Consider the following 18,272-nt stretch of genomic DNA (forward strand, 5'->3'; position numbering starts at 1 on the left):
TTTCTGATGAATCAAATAGCGTAATTGGCGGACCACTGATCAAGCACAGTCCGGTACGGCTTGATGAAGTGCTCCTCGACAAACTTCCCCTGCTCGATAGCCAGCCGGCTGCGTTCTTCACGATCATAGACAATTCGTGTCAGCGAATAGTCCTGATGCTTGAGGCTCGGCCGATAGGATTCCCCGGCTGCGGAATTCGCGTTGTAAATCTCCGGGCGGTAGATTTTTTGGAAGGTGTCCATCGTACTGATGGTGCCGATCAGCTCGAGACTCGTATAGTCGCCGAGCAGATCGCCAGAAAAATAGAACGCCAGAGGCGCAACGCTATTGGGAGGCATGAAATAGCGCACCTTCAGCCCCATCTTCTGGAAGTACTCATCGGTCAGGGAGTATTCATCCTGCAGGTATTCGACGCCCAGCACCGGGTGTTGATTTGCCGTCCGGTGATAGGTCTTGCTGCTCGAAACACTCAGACAGATGACAGGCGGCTTCTTAAAATTTTCACGGTATGCGCTCGAGTTGACGAAGCTCTTGAACAGCTTGCCGTGCAGGTCTCCGAAATCGGCGGGAACGCTGAACTCGGGTTGATTCTTGTTGTGCTCGAGTAGCAGAACGCTGAAGTCGTAATCCCGAACGTAAGAGGAAAAATTGTTCCCCACGATGCCGGCAACATTCTCGCCCGTCTTGCGATCGAGAATGTTGGTCTTGAGCATTTCGATCAACGGGAGACCATTGCTGCCATCCTCACCGTCGACCGTCATTTCAACGGAGATGATCTCGAGCTTCACGGAGTAGCGATCACCTTTGGGGTTGTCCCAATGCGCCAAGGCATTGAATCGATTGTCGACCATCTGGAAGGTGTTGCGCAGGTTCTCCTGGCGACTCTGCCCGCGTGCCAGATTGGCAAAGTTTGTCGTGATTCGCGTGTTTTCCGATGGGCGATAGTCTTCGTCGAAACAAATGCTCTTGATGGCAAATGTGAAATCTTTACTCATTGTGATTTGGCACCCAAATTTCCAAGGCAGGACCTGCGCCTACTGCCTGCTGCTTTCAGCACTTCTCGAACGTATTCGCTGACGTGTGACTCAATGGCCATCAAGTCGGCGATTTCCAAGGCGGATTCTATGTGGGTCGATGAATGAAAAAAAGTGAATTGATCTAATAAAACCATTAGTTTCATTCATGTGGGGGTAGGGGACGGGTGGTTTGCGCGCAGAAGCGCCCACGTCCGATGAAGAACGGCGGCAAATGCGGAAAGGAAGTGTGCGTCGGATGACGCACGGTGGGGCCAGACGGTTGCCTTGGCTGGCGTGCGTTATCCGTGGTGGTTGCGTGCTTGTGAGCGGACAGTTTTCATGTCCCTATGAACAGCGTTCATGGATGCAACAAAGACTCGGCATCAGGCGGCAGTGGGCTTTTTTGCCTGGTCGATGAATGCGCGTAGATATTCGGTGTCCATATCTGCTTCGCGAGCGCCCAGGTAGATGTGCTTCGCGATGCCATTCTTGCCCAGCCGGACCGGCACGACATCCATCTTGTCTGCGTACTCCAGCACTAACCAGCGCGGCAGTGCTCCCACGCCACGGCCGCTGGCAATCATCTGCAGCATGATGTCGGTGGTTTCTATCGCCTTATGGCGCCTGGGCGTAATGCCAGCGGGCGCGAGAAACATGGCGTAGATATCCAGACGGTCGATCGGCACCGGATATGTCACCAGCACCTCATCGGCGAGCTGCTTGGGCTTGATGTATGCCTCTTTGGCGAGCTTATGGTTGCCGGCAACGACGAGGACTTGCTCGTAGTCGAAGACCGGTTCGAATATCAGGCCCGGCTTGTCCAGCGGATCGGGGGTGACCAGCAGGTCGATCTCATAACCGAACAGCGCGCCGATACCACCGAACTGGAATTTCTGCTTGACGTCTACGTCCACGTCCGGCCACGCGGCCAGATACGGCGACACGACTTTCAACAACCACTGGTAACAAGGGTGGCACTCCATGCCGATGCGCAGGGTGCCGCGCTCACCTTGGGCGAACTGCTGTAACCGTTCCTCCGCCAGGTTCAACTGCGGCAACACGCGGTTGGCCACCGCAAGCAGGTATTGCCCGGCCTGGGTCAGGCGAAGGCTCCGACCTTCGCGCAGCCAAATGTCCGTGCCGAGTTGCTGTTCCAGCTTCTTCATGCTGTGGCTTAACGCCGACTGCGTGACGTGCAGGACGCCAGCGGCGGCGGTCAGCGAACCTTGCTTTTCCACCTCCTGCACGATGGACAAATGGATGCGATCAAGCATGATAAATGAGTGAAATTCATGTTTATGGCGGATTTCTCCATTCTACGTGATCACTCCGTGCACTGACGTTTTGTCAATTCGAGGATGTTGGAAGAGGGGGAAAGAGGGGGATCGTCTGCTATGAGATCCATCAGATTGTGAGTCGTCCAATCCCTCCGGACGTTTATTTAGGCGAGAATGCTCGCCGGGAAGAGGTGTCTGATGAATCGATTTAGATATGAAAAGTGGCATGCCACCACGATACCGAAACCAGCGCGTGCCCATTGTCTAGGGTCGCCGTCGCCGGGAAACTGATTCAGGCGAACCACTGCGCGGGTGTGAAGCAAGCTTTGTTGTACTGGTTAGCCAATGCTTCGGCAGCAGTATCGGGACGCGCGCGCGAAATCAGCCGAAGGACGACAGGTACCGGTACGGCATTTGAGCAATCATCAAATGGTGCCGAATCATGCGTGAGGTGTTGCTCGCATTCCGAGCAAAAACCAGCGCTAGCGCAACACTTCAAATTGGCACCTGTCATTCGCATAATCTATATTATGTTAAATATCATTGTGACCATATGTCCCAGCCGTCTCCGCTAACTATAGCGGTCACATTCGGCTACTGTTGCACCGACCTCGCGCCCGCCACCACCGTATTCCCTCTGAATCCATCGAGAGATCGGTTTGAAACCTGTGCCGCATCCGTGTCAAGCAACGGCTGAAGTACCGGAGCCAGGGACTTCAACAATTGCACCGCCATCGCACTCGTAAAGTCGTAGCGTGCCGCATACGGCGCGTGCACATAGGCGGTGAGCGCGCCAAAAAATCGATTGCCAATCCCGAAAACGAAGGTCGCCGTCCGATTAACCTTGCGTGACTCGATCAGTCGATGCTCCCGCGAGAATACGTTGAAGCGCTGATCGCCAGTCCCCGTCTTGCCGTAGACACCCAGCACGCGACCGTTAGAGATTGGAACGCCGTCTGCCAACCGCTTAGCTGTGCCGCCGAGGACGACGTCGCGCAACAATCCGTGCACCACCTCGACGATCTCGGGCGACAGCACCGCCTGCCCGCCCGCGGGCGCGTACGCAAAATGCGTCTCGTAGGGCGTGTTCTGCGCGAATTCGAGCGTGGTGAGGCTCCGGGCTGGCACCGCCACGCCCTCCCCCGCGACGATCCCGATCAATTGCGCAAGCGCAGCGGGCCGGTCACCCGAAGCGCCAATCGCCGCAGCATACGAAGGCGTGATCGCCGCAAACGGATAACCGAGCGCGCGCCACGATGCGCCGATTTCCTCATACGCCTGTAACTCCACCATGTGCCTGATCCGGCTATCTTGCGTCGCGTGATACCGTGTTTTGAAGAGCCACGAATACGCCGTCACGCGCGCATCGCGGCTGGCGGTTTGCACGTCCGCTTCCGTCGCATCAGGATGATCGCGCAGGTAGTTGACCGTCCAAAGTTCGAGCGGATGCACGCTTGCGATATAACCTCGATCGTTCAGGTTGAATCTGTCGATACCGTACTTCGCGTAGAGCTTCGCGAGATCCTCGGGCGTCAGCCATGTTGCTGGCGTGCCCTTCAGGGCGGCGCGCATCTGCGCGTCGAACCACGTCTCGGATGCGTCGGGGGCAACGCTGCGCAAGACCGTCGCAATCTTCGGCGGCGACTTGCGCACGTCACGCAGCAGCGCCGCTAGCGCTTCGTCGGGCGTCATGCCATGGTATTTCGCATAGAAGCGATGTTCGTAGACGCGGCTTTCCTGCTCGGCAAACCGCATAAGATACTTCCCGCGCTCGGCCGGGTCGCCGAGCCATTGTGATGACGGCCCTGCGGTCTGGATCATTTCGTATCGCACGATATCGCGCATCAGGCGCACAAACACCAGATTCACCGAATGCTGGAACGCTCGATGCACAGTGAGGATGCTGCCATTATCCGTCGCGTCGAAATTGGTGAATGTCTGAGCGCCACCGCCCGTGAAAAATGTCTCGCCAGTGCTCGCGGAATACTTGCGCTCGACGGCGGCATTGAGCATCGCGCGCAGCGAGCGATCCGACGTGTGGGACAGATAATCGAGCGCCCAGCGTGTCAGCACGTCCTGCCTGTCGGGTCTGATGTGGCGCAGATCTTCCGTGCTCATCGGCGCGTAGCGCGCATGCAGTTCTGAAACGATTTGCAGATACGTGATCAGTGTGCGTAGCTTGGCCGTCGAACCGAGATTCAGGCGCGCGCCCTCATTAACATCGAACGGCTGGTTCACGCTGTCGGTTTGCACGCGCACGAGGTTCGCGCCGTTGCTTCGCTCGAACAGTGTGAAGCTGAAGGCGATTCGCGACGGATCGTCCTTTGGCCGCAGCATCTCGAAGCCATACAGACCTGCCGCCTTCGCCCCTTCTGGGGTCGTGGCACGCGCAAGCCTTTCGCTAACCGCCTGTTGCACCGGGTCGTCAAGTGTCGCGTGTACGGAGAGGTCGAGGCGGTCGAGATCGTAGAAGCTCGCCACACCGAGTGTATTTAGCAAATCTGTGCGCAGCGCATTAATCGCCTTGCGCGTGACAAACGAGGCTTCCGGATGTATCGGCATCGCGTGCTTCAGATCAAGATGGACCATGAGTGTGGCATCGCGTAGCGATGTCGAGATGATCCCGTTGGTGGCCAGCAACCGCACATAGCTGTCCGTCAATTGTTCGAGCGCGGCGTTGTCCCGGCGCAGGAAATATGACGGCGCGCGCTGCGCAATGATCAGTGAGAGCACCTGTTTGAACGCGACCGCCTGCGCACCGAGTGTGTCGGCATGCTCAGGTGCCGACAGCAGGCGGTTCACGTCGTCGAAGTCGCGCCCATACCAGATCGCGAGGCCGTCGCCGATGCCCGCGATTTCGCCTACGCCGGGCTGCGCGGCCAGCGGCACCGTGTTCAGGTAGCTGACGACGATCTGCCTGCGCGCCAGTAGCGTCTCCGGCCCGCCGAGATAGGCGCGCACAGAGGCAGACGCGATTTGCCGCAGTTTTTCGGTCGGCGTCGCGGTGCGGCCGCCGGGCGAATGACGGAACTTCTCGATCTGGGTGGCGAGGGTGCTACCCCCTGGGCTCGGCTGGTTCCTGACGAACATGCGCACGCCCTGGTCGTACAGCGCACGACTGAGACGGCGCCAGTTGATCGCCGGGTTGAGGTTCGGCTGATCGGCGTCAAGCAGATTGCGGTCCTCGATGAATAGCAACGCATTGACGATGACTGGCGGAATCGCCTCGAAGCCGTTGTAGATCCGCTCTGGGTAGCGTGCGAGGTAGAGTGGTATTCCCGTTGCATCGAACAGTTGCAGCCCAGCCTGATCCTTCTCCTCGTACGGCAAAAACAGCCCATGATCCGCCATTGAGGTCATCTCGGGGGATTCGCGCACCTGCGCCGTGATGGAAAAGCCCCGGTCGGCCAAACGCCGCTCGAAGGTGGGCAAGGACGCGTAGCCGAGGCGCCTGTCGTATGGACCGCCGGCCACCGGGAATCGGGCGGTGTCGCTTGGGCCGTCGGCAACGGCGAAATGGATGTCACGTCCCAGCTCGGACAGGTAGCGCGCCTGCAGCCGAGAGGTTTCGATTTCGGTCCGAAGAAGTAGCGCCGCAATCACAAGGACGATCAGAATACCGGCGAGCAGCAGCCACCTGATTCGCCGCACAGAAGATGTGGTGGCAGGAGCGCGAAGAGGTACTTGAACCAGACGCCGATCCATGATGGGGTCTTCCGGGTGGCACGAGCCGTGCCGATATTAGTCGAGCATATTTCCCTGATAAATCGCCATGCGGAGTTTCCCGCGCATTGTCGCCGTATCTCTCAATCTTGCCGGAAGCAAATGAGAGCCACGTGCTGTACGAGCGTCGATACGACAGTTTCAGCGCGCGAAACGCACCAGCAGGACTGCGGGGTTGCGGGGTTGCCGCCGGAGTGAAGACGCTTTCCAGTCTTATGTCTTGACGGGAGGTGTTTTACTTTCGAGCCCTCCCCTCGCTTTCATCAGCCGATCGCCACTGGGCTGCCGACGCGCCCGCCAGCTCGCGCACCCGGGTCTCGTCGCTGGCGAATGTGCGCGCGTTCCCAACGTAGACCACCCGCCCGTCATCGAGCACACAGGCGCTATCCGCAATTGACAAAGCCGCACGCAGGTTTTGCTCGACCAGCAATACGGAGATGCCTTCGTCACGCATTGCCACCACAACGTTGAAAACCTCTTGTACGATTCGCGGCGCCAAACCTTGAGACGGCTCGTCGAGCAGCAGCAGCTTTGGATTGAGCATGAGCGCGCGGGCAATCGCAAGCATCTCCTGCTCCCCACCAGACAACTGGTGGCCTTTGCTTGCGCGGCGCTCGCCTAAGCGCGGAAAGGTCTTATAGATGCGCTCGACGCTCCATGTTCCGGCGCGCTCAAGCGGTACCTGCAGGTTCTCCTCCACACTCAGGCCTGCAAACACACGGCGCCCCTCGGGGACGTACCCTACGCCGAGCGATGCCGTACGGAATGGCGGCCAGTCGGTGGTGTCCTTGCCGAACATGCGAATGCTCCCGTCGCGGGGTGGCGTCAAGCCCATCAGACTGCGCAAAGTCGTGGTTTTGCCCGCGCCATTGCGTCCTAGGAGAGCCACGATCTCCCCTTCCCGTACCTCGATGGATACGCCGTGAAGAACATGACTCTTGCCGTAATAAGTCTGCAACCCGTTGGCTTCCAGTACCTTCATTTCGGCGCTCCCAGGTAGGCGGCCTGCACCTGTTCGTTCGCGGCAATCTCCGGCGGTGTGCCCTCGGCTAACACGCGCCCTTCTGCGAGTACTGTGATGCGTTGCGCCAACTCGAAAATGACACGCATGTCATGCTCGATCAGGATCATCGACAGCCCCTGCTCCCAATTGAGCTTACGGATAAGTTGCGTGATCTCGTAAGTTTCCTGGTCAGCCATACCCGCCGTAGGCTCGTCGAGCAGCAAAAGCGTCGGATTGAGCGCAAGCGACATCAGAATCTCGGTGGCGCGCTGGTCCCCCAGCGGCAACTCGTTCACACTTCGGTCGCAGCGCTCAGACAAGGCGGCCAGCCCGATCAACGTATCGGTACGCGTCTCGATCCGTCGGCGCTCCTCGGAGGGAAGCCACAAATCAAGGCGGTGGTGGGCTGCGATCTCGACCGCAAAGCGTACGTTCTCGCGCGCGGAGAGTTCAGGAAAGACCTCGGTAATCTGAAAGGTACGCGCCATTCCCATCGTGACGCGGCGATGGGCAGGGATCGCCGTGACATCTTCGCCCTTGAATAGAATGCGGCCCGCGGTCGGTAGATACAGACCGCTGAGCAGATTGAAAAACGTCGTCTTTCCAGCGCCGTTTGGGCCGATTACCGCACGTAGCTCGCCCATGTCGATCGACATCGATACCCTGTCCACGGCATGCAGGCTGCCGAACTGGTGCGAGACGTCGTCGACGACAAGCAGGCTCATGGTCTGCCTCGCCGATCGAGCACGCCAAGAACACCGCGCGGAAAGAACACCACGACCAGGATGAACAGCAGGCCAATGAATGACATCCAATTCTCGGTGCGGCTCGAAATGAAATCCTGGACCACCACGAAGATCGCAGCCCCGATCAACGGTCCCCAGAACGACCGCATTCCGCCAAGTACCGCCATGATGACGAAGTCGCCCGACTGATCCCACCGAAGGCCATGCGGGTCCGCAAAGTTATTCAGCAGCGCGAAGAGTGTGCCAGCCAAGCTCACAAAGAAGCACGAGATGACGAACGACAACCAGATATGCCACTCGATCGGAATGCCCAGGAAGCGCGCGCGCTTTTCGTTCTCGCGGATCGCCAGAAGCGTGTGGCCGAAGGGCGAACGCAATATGGCTGCCATGATGGTCACCGAAATCGCGAAGCATGCAAGCACGAAGTAGTAGAACAGGCGTTCGTCGGAGAAGATGTCGATGGCGTACGAGCCGAGCCGGATCGGCATGCGATGCCAGCCCGACAGACCGTCGTCGCCGCCGGTAACCGCGTTCCACGTAAACGCAATGAAATAGAAGACCTGACCGAAGGCGATGGTTGCCATCGCAAAGTACACACCGCGTAATCGAACGATCAGCGCCCCTATCGCCGCCGCAGCCAATGTCCCGGCGACAACGCCAATCAGGATTCCGAGCAGAGTGTCCGGTGTCAGATAGCGAATGGTCATGCCGACGCCGTAGGCGCCGAGGCCGAAATAAGCCGCATGGCCGAAAGAGAGCACGCCAGTGAATCCCAGCAGGAAGTTCAACGCCATCGCGGCCAACGCCATGACAAGCACCCGCGTGCCCAATGCCGGATAGCCGCCAATCGCGCCGATCCAGAAAGGCATGGTCAGAAGCGCGGCCCCGACGAGTCCGTTGCTCAGATGTCGCAAAGCCTGACTCACTTGATCCTCCCGACTTCTCCCAGGAGACCCCGGGGCCTGACCAGTAGCACGAGCGCCATCATCACGTAGATGACCGCCTCGGAAGCCGACGGCAAGAATACCGCTGTCACGCTGGCCGCCACGCCGATCAGCAATCCCCCTAACAGCGTGCCCGGCAGACTGCCAAGCCCGCCGACAATGATGGACACGAAGCTGGGCATGATCAGCGAATCCCCGATGGTCGGCGAGAGTCCAAGCATGCCGGCGGCAAGCACGCCCGCCAGACCGGCCAGATAGATACCCAGACCGAAGTTCAGGCTGCGCAGGATGCGCACATTCACACCAAGAGCCGCGACGGTCTCGAGATCGGCCGTACCGGCGCGAATGCGGATACCCAGGCGGGTTTTGTTCAGCACCAGAAACAGCCCGGCCACGACCGCGATGGCGAGCACCACCATGAACAAGCGATACCCGGTGACAAAGAAAAACGTGGCGCTCAAAGGCACGCTCAAGATGTCGGGAATTTGGTACGGCAACGTCTGAGCGCCCCAGAGGAAGCGCGTGCCGTCCTGAAGAATGAAGGCCAGCCCGAAGGTCAGCAATAGGCTGTAGAGCGGATCTCGGCCGTACAGACGTCGGATCAGAAGCGCTTCGACCAGTAACCCAAGCGCGGCGGTGAGCACCGGTGCCAGGAGGAGCGCAAACCAGAAGCCGGTGTAGGGCATCATCGTGTACGCCAGGTACGCGCCCAATGCCAGAAACCCGCCATGAGCGAAGTTGATCACTCCACTCAGGTTCAGGATCAGCGACAACCCCAAGGCCATGAGCGCGTAAAACGCACCGATGATTACCCCGTTGAACACGTTGAAGAGAATGAGCTGCGTCATACGGGCATCTTGCCTTTGGCAAACCCATCCGGCATACATGCCATACGCCGGATCGGCCGTCGGATATGCGTGCTTCGGTGACGACCGATTACGCCCAGGTGATATGACACCCGGTCTGTTGGACCGGCAACGCGACGTCTTCGCCTCTGATGACGGTATCGACGTGGAACAGGTCCTCCGGTGTGGGGCCCTGCTCTACTGCGTGCCCGACATAAAGCGATGGCATGAGTTGGTGGTCGCCTGCGCGATAAAAAGGCGTGTACGGCATTAGCCCGATTTCCGGGGGTAGCTTGAAGCCCTCGAGGGCGTGCGCGAGCTTGACGGCATCGAGCGTCTTCTCTTGGTTTGCCACAAGCGCTGCCGTCCAGACGGACGCATAACCGAACCAGTGCCTGGCTGTGGGTACCCGCCCGATTTTCCGGCGTATGTCAGCGACGAACTGCGCGACGTGAGGTACGTTGGGCTGATTCCAATACCATTCGAACACCCATGTGCCGATACGGGCGTTGGGCGGTAAGCCTTCCAGCACCTCAAGCTCCTGCTGCGCCCCCGCCAGATGAAAACGTTTGTCGAGACCGAATTGCACGGCCTGTTTCAGCGAATTGACGGCGTCGTCCCCGGCGGTGAGGAAAATGATGACATCCGGGTTTGCGGCTTGTGCCTTGATCAGGTACGACGAATAGTCCGTGGCGCCGAGCGGCGTCAACGACGCACCGACCTCCGTGCCGCCGAACTGCTTCAGACTCGCTTCGAAGCCTTGTTGCAGCGTGTGACCGAACGCATAGTCGGGAGTGATGAAATACCAGCGTTTTCCGTACTTATCGAAGAGCAGTTTCGATACCGAGTTGGTCTCCATGCGCGTGGTGTTGCACACACGAAATACATTCCAGTGGCAATCGGTACCCGTCACGGCGTCGGTATGGCCGCCGGTCACGATATGCAGCGTACGCAACTCGTTCGACACCTGCCCGATGGCGAGTGCCATGGCAGAGTTCACATTGCCAAGCAGGAAATTTACGTGATCGCGCTCGATCAGCTTGCGCGCTTTTTGCACCGCAGCACCGGTGTCGGCGCTGGTCGAATCCTCAACCACCAGCGATACCGGCCGTCCAAGGATCCCTCCCTTGGCATTGATCTGCTCGATAGCAAGCTCGCAACCGATTTGCTCGTTTTTGCCAAGCTGTGCGTAGGTGCCCGTGAGGGGGTTGCAGAGGCCGAATTTGATTGGCGTCTCGGCGCGCGCCTTGATGATGAAAGGACTGGCCAATTGCCAGGCGCCGGTCGCTGCAACTAACTTAAGAAGGGTTCTACGGCTAGGTTTGTCGAGTTCCTGTTGATTTTTCATTTTCACTCTCCTTCCAGGTCGACCAACCTCGGAGGGGGAGTATCAGAAACCTTCGGCGCGAAGCTGGCATGCGGGGCATTCAGTTCGCGAACCCGAAGCGGGGCCCAAATGACAGGGACAGGTCAGCACCTCGGGGATTCTCTGCCGAATTGCCCTGTCAGGGGAAATTCCGCTGAAAGCCACTGAATTGAATATAGGTCAAATTTCGGCGCCGACGGTCGGTTGTTGCTGATGCCACGGCCTTCCGGGCTACGGGCTATATCGGTTAGCAGGAGTCGCGATAGCCTGTGGCATTGCTCCGTGGCGTCTTTTCATTGGCCGCGCGCCAGATGGCGACAATCGGGGCAGCGGTGATTGAAGCCCGAATAGGCTAACGGTGGTTCAAACCGGGCCGATGCTTTCGAATTGCACTGGGCACCGGGTATAGAAAACGTGTGCCCCACTTTCTCTGACAATCGAAAGGAGCATGTCGGCTTCCTCGTCAGTCACTGCGAGGACAATCTCGACGGGTTGGTCGGCGAGTTCAAAGAAACGGGCGGCGTGTCTCTTACCCAGATGATCGATGCCATCGGAGCAACTCACTACGGTCGCGCCGCGAATGTGGCGTTTTCGCACTTGCTCAAGCAGCCAGTCGACAAACGGCAAATGATTCACCGTCTGGTTCTGACGCAAGAAGAATGTGAGTTGGCAACCGTCCATGGCCGGAGAAAACAGCGACTGCTGATCGACGACTGAAGTATAGGTCGAGGCGAGGGCCTCAGTGATCGCCCTCCTCTCCCGGCGAGTGGACACGACACCACCTTTCGTACAGTCGAACCGGGAGATCGGGCAGCCGGCCCGTCTCCTATGCCTTTGACGCTATCGGGAAGCGATATGGATAGCCTGCACGTAGTTGTTGCCGGGAAACTCGCATTGATCTGTGGCCCCTCTGGGGGATCTCATGCCGTGCTCAGCCATTAACTTGCGCGCCGGCAGGAGCGTTTCATCTAGACCCATGCCAGGAGGAGACGAGTGATCACCGCCAATGCGCCTAGCGCTAGCGCAGGGACGAGAATCGACGCGGCGAGTGCGGCAAGCAGATGCCTCGGAAGTATCCGCCAGGCCGTTCCGTTTTCCGTTCGCCGTCGAATGGCATCAGGGTCGTACCCCGCTGCACGAAGCAGCTCGTCCGACCTCGTCGGCCAAGCGTGCGCCGCTTCCGGCGTTGGCGTTTGCCGGTGCTTAACGGGGACTTCCGTTTGTTCAGGTTCTGCGGTCATTCCCGACGCCATTGTGACGCCTGCAATAGCGGCGTGACGAACTTCTCGAGACGTTGGGCGGTCCACGCAGGCGGCGCCGGATCGTCCCAGCCGTTGTGCGCTAACCGACCCGCGCGATCAATCGCGAAGTTCACAGGGATACGCCAGATTCGCCCATACCCGCCGGCGTATGCGCTGCCCAGAAATCCCACGGGAAAACTCAGGCTCGCAGCGATCTTTTGCACCATGGGCAGGTTCTCCGGCGTATCCAGACTGAAGCCCAGAATCTGAAGCCCGTCGCGCGCATGTTGCTCTGCGTAGGCAGACAGCAGAGGTAACTCTTCGTGGCAAGGATCGCACCAGGTTGCCCAGAAGGTGAGAATAACGACCTGGCCACGCAGCGCTTGCGTGGCGAACTCACGGCCGTCCAGCGCGTGCAGCACCAGCGGTGGCGCCGGCTGCCCCACCGTCAGGCCGTTTGCTTGGGCTTGTGAGCACCATCCCGATAACCCGGCGCTCGCGGCGATTCCTCCCGCGGCTTGCAACCACCGACGCCGCGGCAACGACGGACCGGCGTGCGGGTTCAATCGCTTAAAAGGCATAAGAAACTCCAACGTTCCCGGTCCAGCGGGGAAACAGTTGATAGCCGTCCAGCTTGCTGTAAAGCGCCTTTTGAACAAAACCGTACACATGGAGGTTATGTGTCACGGCCACCGTGACACCGGGGCTGAGATAAACCACGGTACCGCCGGTATCCGTTGTGTCGGCCAACGCGCCCTGATCGGCGCTTTTACGTGTGACGTTGATCTGAAGCTGCGGCACGATCGTAGGATTGGCTTCGTAACGAAGCCCTGCACTCACCGTGGTGAGGTTGCCGGGACGATAGTCCGCGTTGACCTGATTGAGCCTTTCCATCACTGCCGACTGAAACTGCATGTTCACGAACGCATCGAAATCCTGACTCACAGGCTGGTAATAGTAAGCCCCGAGGATGATGTCCGTGCTGCCTGTGCCGGGTTGCAGGCTCGTGTCGAGCGCTTGGCCACCCGCGGCATTCGGTCCGGTCGAGAAGAACACGGGATGCCCGACCGTGGCGCCGGTTACGACATTTTGACCGCCGTAGGCGCCGGTCGGGAGTTTCACGCCGAGTTGCACCCCAAGGTTGTGCGTCGGCAGAAAGCCTTGAAAGTTGGCAATCAGCTTGACGTCGCCGAGTCCGCTGCTCGTGGCACCGCTGACATTATCAGGGGTCAGTTGGCTTGCGCCGGCGTTTCCGTAGGTCGTGTGGCTACGGTCGATGAACGGCACGATAGCGCTGAAATTCCAACTGCTGTTCGGGCTATAGCTCAGGCCGAGGTTGTAGTAGCGATTGATTGTCTGCTTTTCGACTTCCTGGCTGCCCCCCGCGTCGTTGATCGCAGCAGCTTGCGAGGGCGAAACAGCGCCTGTCCCGCTTCGCAACTGGCTTTGGTTGATGAAGCTGTAGTCGAAGCTGAGGCGCCATCCGGGCAATGCCGAATACCCCATGGCAGCATCGGTGCTCAACGAGCAGCCGCAGGTGGCGCAAGCTTGCGCCAAATTAGATACGAGCAGACCGGCCGTGCAGACAACTGCGGCCCCCGCCAGACGCTTCGATGCGCTAGACATGATTTTCCTCCTGTATGTTCTGAATAGACGACTCCATGACAGGGCACCCGTGACGTAGCGCCACGGGATTCCCTGTTGTCATGCGCAGAACGCTAAGGGAGGGGCTCGGGGGCGCCCCGATAAAAAGGCGCCGACAGGCAGCGCTGGGCAAACGTGGCAACCGCAAGAACCACCACGATGCACGCGAGGTAAATTGCCGCGAGCGGCGTGCCAGGCACCACCGCGTGATGCTCAAGCAGGTGACAGTAGCAGCATGCGTCGCCGTGCACCGCATGCTGCGAGTGCTCGCCGACGCCACGCCCATTGGGGTTTTCGAATTGCGAGGTCGCCGAGCATAGCGGGCCGTGTGGGCCATCCGCCCGTGCCGCCAGTAGCACGTTACTGACCAAAGGCGCGACGACGAGCAGCCACATGGCGACAAGGCCAAGCCAAACGGTGAGTCGCCTTTGATTGCGCTTTGTCATGATATTCAATGGGCTAGCGCGCAGAGTCTAGCATCGGCCACGACGCCCATATAGCGCCTCAGCGCCCGGTCGACAGCCTGATTTATTACTTGATGCTACAACCAGGCCAGCGCGCAAGAACGCCGCCCCCCCGGATTCGCAGGTGCGACTTGCCTGCGGGAGGCATCGGGCGGGCAACTACGTTTGTAATCTCATGTAACGGATCGTCGCTATTCGACGACGATCGGCAAACGTATGTTCAGTGGAGCATCGTCACCGGTGTGGAGCAGAAGTGCCAAAGCCGGGCAAGGACGGTCCACCGGTGAAAGAAGCCGAGGTGGCTGGCGTCAAGGACCACGATATCCGCATGGCTTTGCGCGGCGCATTGCGCGATGGTTCGTTCGGCTGGCCCATACACGCGTTTCCATGTGTATGGGACACCGGCGTCCTCGAGAACCGCCCGTGTCTGCATGAGCGCGTCGCGCGTGGCCTGCTTTTCCCGTCTACGCAATGCACTCAGCGAATGGAAGGCAACGGCGCGGCTTCCCGCCGCATCGTCGAGCACTTCGACGATCTCGACCTCGGACACACATCGCTCCGCGAACATGAATGCGCCGTGACGCGCCGCCTGGGTTGCGCCCTGAGTGCCGAGCACGGGAATGAGCAGTTTAAGCATAGTGGCCTCCGTTGACAGCTTCATTCAAGCACTGCCACCGCAAGAATGACGTAAATGCACAGGGGCGCCGTGTATAAAATTCGTCAAAATTTGCGGTTGGCATGCAGGCGTGTCAACAGCGCTGATGTCGATATCGGCTGCCGCACATGGCGCAGGAGTGCCCGTTTGCGAGGCCGGACGAAACCCCGGTCAATAAACCGGGGCCATTCCCGTCGGGCGGTGCTTGAAGCGCCGGTGTACCCAGTAATACTGATCGGGGATTCTGGCGACCTGCTCCTCGAGGAACGCATTCATGCGGCGCGCGTCGACCTCGTCACTGCCCGACGGAAAGTCCGCGAGCGGTTCGAAGATCGTCAACTTGTACCCCTGATAATTCGGGAGCACCTCCGTCACGAACGGCACAACGCGCGCGCGGCCTAGTTTTGCGAGACGCGAGACGGCGGTAAGTGTGCAGGCGGGAACGCCGAAGAACGGCACGAAAACAGAGTTGTCGACGCCCTGGTCCATATCCGCTGCAATCATGACGGGCTTGCCCGAGCGCAAGAGTGCAACAATCTTCTTGGCACTGGTCGCCCGCTCGATCATTTCCGCGCCAAACCGGCCACGTTGCCGTTTGGCCAGATCACATATGCCTGTGCTGGACATGCGTGTATAGAGCGACGCCACCGGAAGGTGCGTCGAGTAGAGCATGCAGCCGACCTCGATCCCGACAAAATGAAACCCCATGAAAACGGTCGGCGGCGCGTTCGGATCATCGAGATCGATTCTACTGTCGAGCTTAACGATGTCCCGGATCGACTGTGCGCTGCCAAACCACTGAATGCCCCGCTCGAGATAGCTGCGAACGACATGACGGAAGTGGGATTTTGCGAGCGCCTGATGTTCCTGATCGGACTTCTCTGGAAAGCAAAGACGCAAGTTCACGAGCACGATATGCTTGCGGCGGCTCGGGAGCGCATACAAGGCTGTGCCGGCCATCATGCCGAGCCTTGCAACGAACGGATACGGAAGTACGGAAAGTACGCGTAGCAACGCCACTACGAGCGCAAGGCTGAAGCGTTTCAAGGCGTGGTCCCTATGAAGGGTGACGGTAAGAAAACGAACTCAAACGCCAGGTCGGCGACCTGCTTACTCGTCACAGCTTCGTGGGAATGCTTTCGCTTGAGAGACTGACCGCGGGCCGCACCACACCCAAGCCATCATCGGCAATTGGCGCTGAGGCGACTCGCGAGCCGGCACAGTGTAACAGGTAGTTCACGCCCGAGATAATCCCCAAATTCCCAAGCGGCACGCCAACGGGCAGACGGGCGCCGTCACCGCCCGGCATCGCGCCGGCTTTGCTCGTCAACGGTCAGAACGGCCTCCGGCGCGACCTCCAGTCGCGCCTGCGGGATCGGGACCCCGCTCTCGTCGGAGAATCCGTAGCTGCCCTCCGCGATCTTCTGCAACGCACGCTCGATATTGCCAATACGGCTGTCGTTGGCATTGCGCAGGTTTTGGTTGATTTCGTCCTGTGCCAGCGACTGCGCGTCGTCTTCGAATTCGTGGGCTTCATCGCCGTGCTCCGACTGCAACGACGCCTCGTTGGCGATCGTCTCCTCTTCGCTGCCGAGCAACTGCTGGCGCATGGCTTCCAGTCGCTTACGCTGTCGTTCGATGAAAGCGGGACTTAGCGTCGATGAAGATTCGGGCATGGTGCTTCTCCTATCGTCGGATACGGCGTGGTCGCGCATGCGCGCGTCAATGCCGGGGACACGTCAAACATTGGCGATGACCGCATGCGCCATCACCTTATGCCCAGGACATCGACGCGGTCAAGGCACCCTGCACTGCGGCCCTCCACCATGCCGCAGTGCGCCTTAGTCCGCCGATACGTATTTCCGGAAGTCGCTATCGAGCGACGCCAGTGACCGGTCGATGGTCTGGCGATGCGTATCGATCCACCTACCGTCGGCATCGAGCTCACGATCGGTACGCGTCAGCATGCGCTGCATCTCGGCGGGTTGCGGCCCGCCGGACGTCGCACGATGCCTGACGATCGCCACCGGATCGAGCGTTGCACGAAACTGTGCCTCGCTCATCGGAAGTTCGCCGCCGCTGACCTGCATCTCCGTGAGCGTCTGACGGAAGATGCGCTGTGCTTCGGTATAGGGGAATTGGCTCGGACGAAGGTCGTGTGCCTTCGCGTAGTCGACGATCTCCGACGCAAAGTGATGCCCCACGCGGAACGGCAGTCCGTACTCGCGCATGAGGACATCGGCGATCTCCTGCGACGCTGTCCAGTCGCTGTCGAGTTCGTCAAGCGCACGCTGTGGATCGACCACCAACGCGTTCAGCACACGATCCCAACGTTTGAGCAGTGCCGTGGTCTTGTCGATGACCGCCATGTTCTCGTCGATGTGTTTCGCATCGCTCATGCCGGGTGGAATGTTATGCGCCGTGATCGCGCGGCCCACGCCGAGCGTGACGACCATCGAGGCGGCCGTGCGCGTGTCGTTGAGCAGCCCCGGGTTGCGCTTCTGCGGCATCGCGCTCGAGACATACGTGTTACCTCCGCCCTCTCGCAGCATGATCCACGGACGCGGCTGTGCATACTGCACCATCACGTCTTGCACGAAGGCCGAGGTATGCAGCGCAATGCTCGTGGCCAGTGCGCCGATCTCCACGGGCAAATCCGTCGCCGCGATCTGCGCAGCATCGTAGGCGTTATCAACCTTGTCGGCAAAGCCCAGAGCATGCGCCATCTTGTCGCGATCGAGCGGCCAGCTCGTGCCGTTGAGTACCGTCGTGCCCATCGGGGACAGATCCACGCGCGCATACAACTCGTGCAGACGCTGCGCATCGCGTTGAAGTCCCGCTACGTGCCCCAGCAGATAATGGCCGTAGCTGTTCGGTTGCGCAGCCACGCCATTGGTGTAGTTCGGCACGATGGTCGATTCGTATTGTTGTGCAAGCCGGCGCAGCGTTGCCGTTGTCGTGCGCAGTTGCGCGGCAAGAACGAGCAGCCGGTCGCGGTACATCGCGGCGCGCACCGTTGCCAGCATGTCCTGACTGGAACGGCCGGCATGCAGCAGTGTCGCCTCGACACCCGCAGCCTTGATCAGCAACGGCTCGAACGTGATGACCAGATCCGGGCGCGCGCCGCCGGGCTGATCGCCCGCACGCAGCACCGTATCGAGGCCGGTCGCGATGCGCGGCGCGAGCTTCGGGTCCAACAACCCCTGGCGGGTATTGATCACCAACGACGCCTTGTTGATTTCGCCCAGCCAGAAAAAGGCGTCGCGCCGCGGCACCGCCGCCATTTCGGACTCGGGTGCGGTCGCAGTTTGCGCTCCTGCGGGCGCGCTCAGCATTGTCATAAGGCAC

Annotated in this window: 16 protein-coding genes; all 16 read right to left on the reverse strand. The window is 59.7% G+C overall.

Annotation, left to right across the window (positions count from 1 at the left end):
- Window positions 1-11: 11 nt before the first annotated feature.
- Window positions 12-995 carry a DUF1852 domain-containing protein gene (locus AT395_RS13160; RefSeq protein WP_048629436.1) on the reverse strand — a complete coding sequence of 328 codons (984 nt, stop codon included), beginning with the start codon at window positions 993-995 and terminating at the stop codon, window positions 12-14.
- A 404-nt stretch (window positions 996-1,399) separates the two neighbouring features.
- Window positions 1,400-2,290 (reverse strand): LysR family transcriptional regulator, encoded by an 891-nt coding sequence (locus tag AT395_RS13165; RefSeq protein ID WP_042115932.1) that lies wholly within the window; start codon window positions 2,288-2,290, stop codon window positions 1,400-1,402.
- Between the two features lie 597 nt (window positions 2,291-2,887).
- Window positions 2,888-5,998: a transglycosylase domain-containing protein gene (locus AT395_RS13170; RefSeq protein WP_048629437.1), complete on the reverse strand. Its 3,111-nt coding sequence runs from the start codon at window positions 5,996-5,998 to the stop codon at window positions 2,888-2,890.
- A 253-nt stretch (window positions 5,999-6,251) separates the two neighbouring features.
- Window positions 6,252-6,998, reverse strand: a complete 747-nt coding sequence (locus tag AT395_RS13175) for an ABC transporter ATP-binding protein (RefSeq protein WP_042115934.1) — start codon at window positions 6,996-6,998, stop codon at window positions 6,252-6,254.
- Window positions 6,995-7,744 (reverse strand): ABC transporter ATP-binding protein, encoded by a 750-nt coding sequence (locus AT395_RS13180; protein WP_042115935.1) that lies wholly within the window; start codon window positions 7,742-7,744, stop codon window positions 6,995-6,997. The genes AT395_RS13175 and AT395_RS13180 overlap by 4 nt, the downstream gene beginning before the upstream one ends.
- Window positions 7,741-8,634 (reverse strand): branched-chain amino acid ABC transporter permease, encoded by an 894-nt coding sequence (locus AT395_RS13185; RefSeq protein WP_082118039.1) that lies wholly within the window; start codon window positions 8,632-8,634, stop codon window positions 7,741-7,743. Before AT395_RS13185 ends, AT395_RS13180 begins: the two co-directional genes overlap by 4 nt.
- 53 nt (window positions 8,635-8,687) lie before the next feature.
- On the reverse strand, window positions 8,688-9,557 hold the full coding sequence (locus AT395_RS13190) for a branched-chain amino acid ABC transporter permease (RefSeq protein ID WP_042115937.1): 870 nt from the start codon (window positions 9,555-9,557) through the stop codon (window positions 8,688-8,690).
- An 88-nt stretch (window positions 9,558-9,645) separates the two neighbouring features.
- Window positions 9,646-10,902, reverse strand: coding sequence for an ABC transporter substrate-binding protein (locus tag AT395_RS13195; RefSeq protein ID WP_048629438.1), 1,257 nt, complete (start codon window positions 10,900-10,902; stop codon window positions 9,646-9,648).
- A gap of 381 nt (window positions 10,903-11,283) precedes the next feature.
- Window positions 11,284-11,694: a DUF190 domain-containing protein gene (locus AT395_RS13200; protein WP_224787574.1), complete on the reverse strand. Its 411-nt coding sequence runs from the start codon at window positions 11,692-11,694 to the stop codon at window positions 11,284-11,286.
- Window positions 11,695-12,157: 463 nt separating this feature from the next.
- Window positions 12,158-12,742 (reverse strand): peroxiredoxin family protein, encoded by a 585-nt coding sequence (locus tag AT395_RS13205; RefSeq protein ID WP_042115941.1) that lies wholly within the window; start codon window positions 12,740-12,742, stop codon window positions 12,158-12,160.
- On the reverse strand, window positions 12,732-13,787 hold the full coding sequence (locus tag AT395_RS13210) for a lipoprotein (protein ID WP_042115942.1): 1,056 nt from the start codon (window positions 13,785-13,787) through the stop codon (window positions 12,732-12,734). Before AT395_RS13210 ends, AT395_RS13205 begins: the two co-directional genes overlap by 11 nt.
- 92 nt (window positions 13,788-13,879) lie before the next feature.
- A complete protein-coding gene (locus tag AT395_RS13215; RefSeq protein ID WP_048629439.1) occupies window positions 13,880-14,200 on the reverse strand; it encodes a DUF2946 family protein in 321 nt (106 codons plus the stop codon).
- A 289-nt stretch (window positions 14,201-14,489) separates the two neighbouring features.
- Window positions 14,490-14,906: a universal stress protein gene (locus tag AT395_RS13220; RefSeq protein WP_048629440.1), complete on the reverse strand. Its 417-nt coding sequence runs from the start codon at window positions 14,904-14,906 to the stop codon at window positions 14,490-14,492.
- 189 nt (window positions 14,907-15,095) lie between these two features.
- On the reverse strand, window positions 15,096-15,971 hold the full coding sequence (locus tag AT395_RS13225) for a lipid A biosynthesis lauroyl acyltransferase (protein ID WP_042115944.1): 876 nt from the start codon (window positions 15,969-15,971) through the stop codon (window positions 15,096-15,098).
- Between the two features lie 248 nt (window positions 15,972-16,219).
- Entirely contained in the window at window positions 16,220-16,600 is a 381-nt protein-coding gene (locus tag AT395_RS13230; protein WP_048629441.1) for a TraR/DksA family transcriptional regulator, read from the reverse strand.
- Between the two features lie 165 nt (window positions 16,601-16,765).
- Complete coding sequence (locus AT395_RS13235) at window positions 16,766-18,259, reverse strand: lyase family protein (protein WP_376738375.1); 1,494 nt, start codon at window positions 18,257-18,259, stop codon at window positions 16,766-16,768.
- Window positions 18,260-18,272: the final 13 nt, after the last annotated feature.

This window comes from Pandoraea apista (genome assembly GCF_001465595.2).
In the GTDB taxonomy this organism is placed as follows: domain Bacteria; phylum Pseudomonadota; class Gammaproteobacteria; order Burkholderiales; family Burkholderiaceae; genus Pandoraea; species Pandoraea apista.